The sequence below is a fragment of the Vibrio sp. V08_P9A1T1 genome (assembly GCF_963874405.1).
Taxonomy (GTDB): Bacteria; Pseudomonadota; Gammaproteobacteria; order Enterobacterales; family Vibrionaceae; genus Vibrio; species Vibrio anguillarum.
Map to the genome: position 1 here is coordinate 55557 of NZ_CAWNIB010000250.1, position 6535 is coordinate 62091.

The following is a 6535-nucleotide window of genomic DNA, read 5'->3' on the forward strand; positions in this document are numbered from 1 at the left end:
GACATGACTCTCTTATCTAATTACTGGACCCTAGCTTCGTTTTCGCTAACCGCCATTTCTGCTTCTTATTGGCCTTGGATGCCAGATTGGAAATGGAGTATGCCTCTATTCGCCATTCTTATACTCTCTGTCGGTTATAGAAAACTGCGCTTTCTCTCAGGAGTAACAATGGCTTTAATGGTCATTGTGATCAGCGGGAACTTATTACGTGAGCAGTCCAACACTATTTTTCAGACAGGTTCGAATATTACCATAAACGGGCAGGTTAACAGCTTTTTTAGACAAATTACTCATGGTTATGAAGGAACAATTTCGATTCGATCAATCAATGGTCAAACCTTAGGCATTTTTTTGCGGCCCAAGGTGCGATTAATTGCTCCTTTACCGTTGAAGTATGGTGACGTGGCTGAATTCTCCATCACAGTAAAACCTATCTTTGGTCGGTTAAATGAGACCGGGTTTGATGCAGAGGCGTACTCTTTGAGCCAAGGTATTGTGGCTCGTGCAACGGTTAATAATGGACAGTCTTATCGCATTGAATCATTGCCAGAATGGCGAGCACAATGGTACCAGAAGATCAAAACCTGGCTCGCTGATGATCCCAATCTTGGTATTTTAATGGCGCTTACGTTTGGTGAGCGTAGTGATATTTCAACGGCACAGTGGAAAGCATTACGAGACAGTGGGCTGATTCATTTGGTTGCCATTTCTGGTCTGCACATTGGCATCGCGTTTGGTTTTGGTTATAGCCTTGGGCTCGTATTGATGCGTTTGCATCATCGCATGGGGTGGTCGCCATTCGTCGTAGGAAGCTTGTGCGCACTAGGCTATGCTTGGTTGGCTGGCTTTACCTTGCCCACTCAACGCGCGCTGATCATGTGTTTGCTCAATGTGGCGATGATTGTCCTCAATGTCCGTATCAATACTTTGCAGCGACTGCTTATGACGTTATCGGCGGTGCTGCTTATCGATCCTTTTGCTGCGTTATCCAGTAGCTTTTGGATGTCCTTTATTGCTGTCTCGGTTGTGTTCTACCAACTTTCTCTACCTCAAACTAATCGATTTTTTTTATGGCGTTTATTGACGATGCAGATTGGGTTAGTGCTGTGTATGCTTCCGGTAACCGCTTATTTTTTCGGTGGGGTCAGTACCAGTGCGGCGCTCTATAACTTAGTGTTTATTCCTTGGTTCAGTTTTGTGGTTGTTCCGGCGATCTTTGTTGCTTTAGTGTGTACGGTTTTGACTTTTGATGGCGCACCTATGGTGTGGCATTGGGTGGCCAAATTACTCATTCCAGTTGATTGGTCAATACATTATTCAAGCCTCAGTTGGTTTCCTATTTCTGGGTCTGTTTTGGCTCTGTTGAGCAGTGCTCTGTTGCTGTTTGTGTTTTCACCGTTGATCTCGCGTTTTGCACTTGCGGTTTACAGCCTCATTGTGATGGTTTCTTGGCTCACCATTCCGATAAAAACAGGTTGGCGGATTGATGTGTTAGATGTTGGGCATGGGTTGGCGGTGTTGATCGAAAAAGAAGGACGCTACGTGCTTTATGATACTGGTGCAAGTTGGCAAGGCGGTGATCACATCCAGGCAACAGTTGCCCCCGTGTTAAACAAACGGGGAGCTACGCAATTAGACGGGTTGATTTTGAGTCACTTGGATAACGACCATGCAGGTGGAAGAGCGGAAGTTGAGCGTGTTTGGCAGCCCAAATGGAAACGTGCTAGTCAAACGATAGCGGGTTACCAACCTTGTATTGCTGGCGAACAATGGCAGTGGCAACAACTCTCTTTTGATGTTATCTGGCCACCAAAAACTGTAGCGCGGGCTTACAATCCTCACTCTTGCGTGATTCGAATCTTTGACCAAAATACCGGTTTTTCAGTGCTTTTACCCGGGGATGTGGATGCTATGAGTGAGTGGTTACTTGCGCGAACAGAGCGATCCTTACAAAGTCATATCCTGCTTGTACCACACCACGGTAGTAGGACATCTTCTACTGTTGCTTTGATTAGTAAGGTGAATCCTGAGGTCGCTATTGCCTCGCTCGCCAAAGGCGGACGCTGGCAATTACCTTCCGCACAGGTTGTTCAACGCTACCAACAACATGGAGCAAACTGGTTGGATACGGGTGAAGCAGGGCAAATTAGCGTTATTTTTGGCATGCAGAATTATCAAGTTAGCAGCTTGCGTATCTCTCACTCTCAGGCTTGGTATAGGCAGATGCTCCGTAACGAGGTAGAATGAGTGCAATATTTTCTTAAAAACAAAGCATTTCTATGTCACTCAATACTGACGAAACCACTTGGCAAACCTTCAAACGCCTGTGGACTTATATCCGCCTATATAAATCTGGCCTAGCAGTTGCGGTTGTCGCATTGATTATCAATGCGGTCTCTGACACCTATATGGTGTCATTACTTAAGCCTCTTCTAGATGAAGGATTTGGTAATGCGGAATCCGATTTTTTGCGAGTGCTGCCTTTTATTATTTTGGGGATGATGGCGCTACGTGGTTTAAGTGGCTTTGTCTCCTCGTACTGCTTGAGCTGGGTTTCTGGCAATGTTGTGATGTTGATGCGTCGAAAAATCTTCAGTCAATTCATGCACATGCCTGTCAGTTTTTTTGATAGAGAATCAACGGGTGGTCTATTATCACGTATCACCTATGATTCAGAGCAAGTGGCTGGGGCGACCAGTCGTGCATTGGTCAGCATTGTTCGCGAAGGTGCGAGTATCATCGGCCTATTGACCTTGATGTTTTGGAATAGCTGGCAGTTATCTTTGGTATTAATCGTGGTTGCGCCAGTGGTTGCGATGGGGATTGGCATTGTCTCTAAACGTTTTCGCAAGATATCAAAAGGGATGCAGACCACCATGGGTGATGTGACCTCTTCAGCAGAGCAGATGCTAAAAGGGCACAAAGTCGTACTGAGCTATGGTGGACAAGACGTAGAGCGTAAACGTTTTGACCATGTCAGCAATCAAATGCGTCAACAAACAATGAAGCTGGTTGCGGCGCAGTCCACTGCTGACCCTATTATTCAAATGATTGCTTCTTTAGCACTTGTCACTGTGCTGTTTTTAGCCAGCGTTGATTCTATCCGTGCCGAATTAACACCAGGTACTTTTACGGTGGTGTTCTCGGCAATGTTTGGCTTGATGCGACCACTGAAAGCGTTAACGAGTGTTACCTCCGATTTCCAACGTGGTATGGCGGCCAGCCAAACATTATTTGAGCTGATTGATTTAGAAACCGAGCGCGACACTGGCCAGTTTGAAGCCGAAAAAGTACGTGGTGACGTTAGAGTTCAGGATGTGACCTTTACTTATCAAGGTAAAGAAAAACCAGCGCTGTCTCATGTGAGTTTTGAGATTCCTCAAGGTAAAACGGTCGCGCTTGTTGGGCGTTCCGGCTCAGGGAAAAGTACTATCGCGAGCCTCTTGACTCGTTTTTATGATGTCGATTCAGGTGCTATCTATCTAGATGATCATGATATTCGCGATTATAAACTGAAGAACTTGCGCACCCACTTTGCGCTGGTTTCGCAAAATGTTCACCTCTTCAACGATACCATTGCCAATAATATTGCTTACGCGGCAGAAAATGAGTATACGCGTGAGCAAATTGAGCACGCGGCTAGGCTTGCTCATGCCATGGAGTTTATCAATAACATGCCTGATGGCTTGGATACCATGATTGGTGAGAATGGAGCCAGTTTATCGGGTGGTCAACGTCAACGAGTAGCGATTGCACGAGCGTTATTACGTGATGCACCCGTACTTATCCTAGATGAGGCGACTTCTGCGTTGGATACAGAATCTGAGAGAGCGATTCAATCAGCACTTGAAGAGCTACAAAAGAATAAAACAGTATTGGTCATTGCGCACCGCTTGTCGACGATTGAAGAAGCCGATGAAATTCTAGTGGTCGATGAGGGTGAAATTATCGAACGTGGTCATCATGCTCAGTTAATTGCACAGGATGGGGCGTATGCCCAACTACATCGAATTCAATTTGGTGACTAATCAGTGATTGAAAAAATCTGGTTCGGACATCACCCAGCGTGTTTTTTGTTGTGGCCACTGTTGTGGCCACTGAGTGTCTTGTTTCGGTTGGTCAGTCAAGCACGTAAGCGAGCATTCCAAGCGAACAAAAAAGAGCGCTATAAGGCTCCCGTTCCTGTGGTGGTGGTGGGTAATATTACGGCGGGTGGTAATGGTAAAACACCGTTGGTTGTATGGTTAGTGGAAGCTTTACAAGAACAAGGTTTCAAACCAGGAGTTGTTTCGCGTGGGTATGGTGGTAAAGCTCCGGTTTATCCATTAGTGCTGCAAAGTGATACGCCAACCGCTCACTGCGGTGACGAACCTAAATTGATTCACCAGCGCACGGGGGCTCCGGTTGCTGTTGCACCAAAGCGCTCACAAGCAGTGCAAGCCCTGCTTCCGTTGGGTGTTGATGTGATCATCACTGATGATGGCCTTCAGCACTATGCATTGGAGCGTGATCTCGAATTTGCAGTCGTGGACGGCGTTCGTCGCTTCGGTAATGAGCAGTTCATGCCTTTAGGTCCGTTAAGAGAGCCACTCTCTCGGTTAGCGGAAGTTGACTTTATTGTGACTAATGGCGGTCAAGCTCAATACGGCGAATTGGCTATGCACCTTTCACCTAGCTTAGCCGTGAACTTAGTGACAGGTCAGCAAGCGCCAGTGAGCCAGTTACCTGCATTAGTGGCTTTTGCTGGCATTGGTTACCCCACGCGCTTTTTTAATACATTAGAAGCTTTAGGTGCAAAGACGGTATTGACCCAAGGTTTTGCGGATCACCGAGAGTATCAATATTCAGAATTAGAGGCGCTTGCGCAACATGGAGCAAACGTCATCATGACAGAAAAAGACGCAGTGAAATGTGCGGCCTTTGCACAAGAAAACTGGTGGTATCTTCCCGTTTCTGCGCAATTTAGTTCGCCAGATGAAAGGCGTATTTTGGACAAAATAAAAGAGGTAATGGAGTCATATGGATCACCGTCTGCTTGAAATTGTAGCTTGCCCTGTATGTAAAAGTAAGTTGACTTATGATAAAGAAAATCAAGAGCTTATTTGTAAATTAGATCGTTTGGCCTACCCAATAAAAGAAGGGATTCCTGTGTTGCTTGAGCCAGAAGCGCGCAGCATGACGATGGATGAGGGGCGATAATGGCTTTCACCGTTGTTATCCCTGCTCGTTATCAGTCAACTCGCTTACCTGGCAAACCTTTGGCCGATATCGGCGGTAAACCCATGATTCAGTGGGTTTATGAGCAAGCGTTACAATCGGGAGCTGAGCAGGTCGTTATTGCTACTGATGATGCTCGTGTTGAAGCGGCTGTCCATGCGTTTGGTGGCAATGTTTGTATGACATCATCACATCACGAGTCCGGTACTGAGCGTTTAGCCGAAGTGGTGAAATTAATGGGCATTGCCGATCACCACATTATTGTTAACGTACAAGGTGACGAGCCACTCATTCCACCGAGCATCATCAAGCAGGTCGCTAACAATTTAGCCAACAGTAGCGCGCCGATGGCGACTTTAGCGGTTGAAATTACTGATCAAGCTGAAGTGTTTAACCCTAACGCGGTTAAAGTGGTAACAGATCAAGAGGGTTACGCGCTGTATTTCAGCCGTGCGACAATTCCTTGGGATAGAGACAATTTTGCAACTGGTGGTCAAACGGTGATTCAGCCATTGCTACGTCATATTGGTATTTACGCTTATCGGGCTGGTTTCATCAATACTTATATCAACTGGCAACCCAGTGTACTTGAGAAAATTGAGTGTTTAGAGCAGCTTCGAGTACTGTGGTATGGTGAAAAAATTCACGTTGCCGTTGCTAAAGAAGCACCACCTGCAGGGGTAGATACACCAGAAGATTTAGAGTTAGTGAGAGCGATAGTAAGCCAAAGTTAGCTAAAAAAGGAGCAATTATGCTCCTTTTTATCACCGAGTTAATCACGGTTTTATGCGTGCCATGACCTGATCTTTTACGATGAAGTGATGATAAAGAGCCGCTGCGATATGACCACCGATAACAGTCAATACAATCACCTGCATTACTTCACCGTGTAAAGTTTTCCCTATGTTATAAAGCCAATCACTCTTACCTATCAATGAGGGAATAGCATCGCCTGCCAGAGTTAATGTCCGACCTTTTCCTGCAAAACGAAGATAACCACTGATTGGAACAAGCAATGTAAGGAGGTAAAGGGCAGCATGCGCTCCATATAGCAGTTTCTGCATAAGGTCACTTTCATACACTGGCGCTGGTGCTGTTGTGCTTAGTTTTACGGCTAAACGAATCATCGATAATCCAAAAACAGCGACTCCAAACCATGCATGTAAGTTCAGCCATAACACTCGCATTTCGCTACCTTTATCGGAGAATGAACGAAATAAATCGCTTAAAAACAGCAATACGAACAGTAATGCTATAACCCAGTGTATAGCGATGATGATTTTGTTGTGCTTCATTAGTTAAATACCCTTATAAATAT

6 protein-coding genes are annotated in these 6535 nt (G+C 45.6%); 5 read left to right on the plus strand and 1 reads right to left on the minus strand.

Annotated features, from left to right (window positions below; genetic code table 11):
• Positions 1–3 precede the first annotated feature (3 nt).
• The 5 genes from AACT21_RS10820 to kdsB are packed head-to-tail and all read left to right on the plus strand — an operon-like array spanning position 4 to position 5951.
• The gene (locus tag AACT21_RS10820; RefSeq protein ID WP_094163876.1) at positions 4–2247 is read left to right on the plus strand and encodes a DNA internalization-related competence protein ComEC/Rec2; all 2244 of its coding nucleotides are present in this window, start codon (positions 4–6) and stop codon (positions 2245–2247) included.
• Positions 2248–2279: 32 nt separating this feature from the next.
• Complete coding sequence (msbA, locus tag AACT21_RS10825) at positions 2280–4028, plus strand: lipid A ABC transporter ATP-binding protein/permease MsbA (RefSeq protein ID WP_094163878.1); 1749 nt, start codon at positions 2280–2282, stop codon at positions 4026–4028.
• Positions 4029–4031: 3 nt separating this feature from the next.
• On the plus strand, positions 4032–5039 hold the full coding sequence (lpxK, locus tag AACT21_RS10830) for a tetraacyldisaccharide 4'-kinase (protein WP_013856534.1): 1008 nt from the start codon (positions 4032–4034) through the stop codon (positions 5037–5039).
• Entirely contained in the window at positions 5020–5199 is a 180-nt protein-coding gene (locus AACT21_RS10835) for a Trm112 family protein (RefSeq protein ID WP_013856535.1), read from the plus strand. The genes lpxK and AACT21_RS10835 overlap by 20 nt, the downstream gene beginning before the upstream one ends.
• Entirely contained in the window at positions 5199–5951 is a 753-nt protein-coding gene (gene kdsB / locus AACT21_RS10840; RefSeq protein WP_094163880.1) for a 3-deoxy-manno-octulosonate cytidylyltransferase, read from the plus strand. Before AACT21_RS10835 ends, kdsB begins: the two co-directional genes overlap by 1 nt.
• A 42-nt stretch (positions 5952–5993) precedes the next feature.
• Here the strand turns inward: kdsB and AACT21_RS10845 are convergent, their stop codons facing one another.
• Positions 5994–6512: a cytochrome b gene (locus tag AACT21_RS10845; protein WP_094163882.1), complete on the minus strand. Its 519-nt coding sequence runs from the start codon at positions 6510–6512 to the stop codon at positions 5994–5996.
• Positions 6513–6535 lie beyond the last annotated feature (23 nt).

Excerpts from the sequence above, each read along its gene's own strand:
- kdsB (WP_094163880.1), top strand. The coding sequence starts at position 5,199 with ATGGCTTTCACCGTTGTTATCCCTGCTCGTTATCAGTCAACTCGCTTA.
- msbA (WP_094163878.1), top strand. The coding sequence starts at position 2,280 with ATGTCACTCAATACTGACGAAACCACTTGGCAAACCTTCAAACGCCTG.
- AACT21_RS10845 (WP_094163882.1), bottom strand. The coding sequence starts at position 6,512 with ATGAAGCACAACAAAATCATCATCGCTATACACTGGGTTATAGCATTA.
- AACT21_RS10820 (WP_094163876.1), top strand. The coding sequence starts at position 4 with ATGACTCTCTTATCTAATTACTGGACCCTAGCTTCGTTTTCGCTAACC.
- AACT21_RS10835 (WP_013856535.1), top strand. The coding sequence starts at position 5,020 with ATGGATCACCGTCTGCTTGAAATTGTAGCTTGCCCTGTATGTAAAAGT.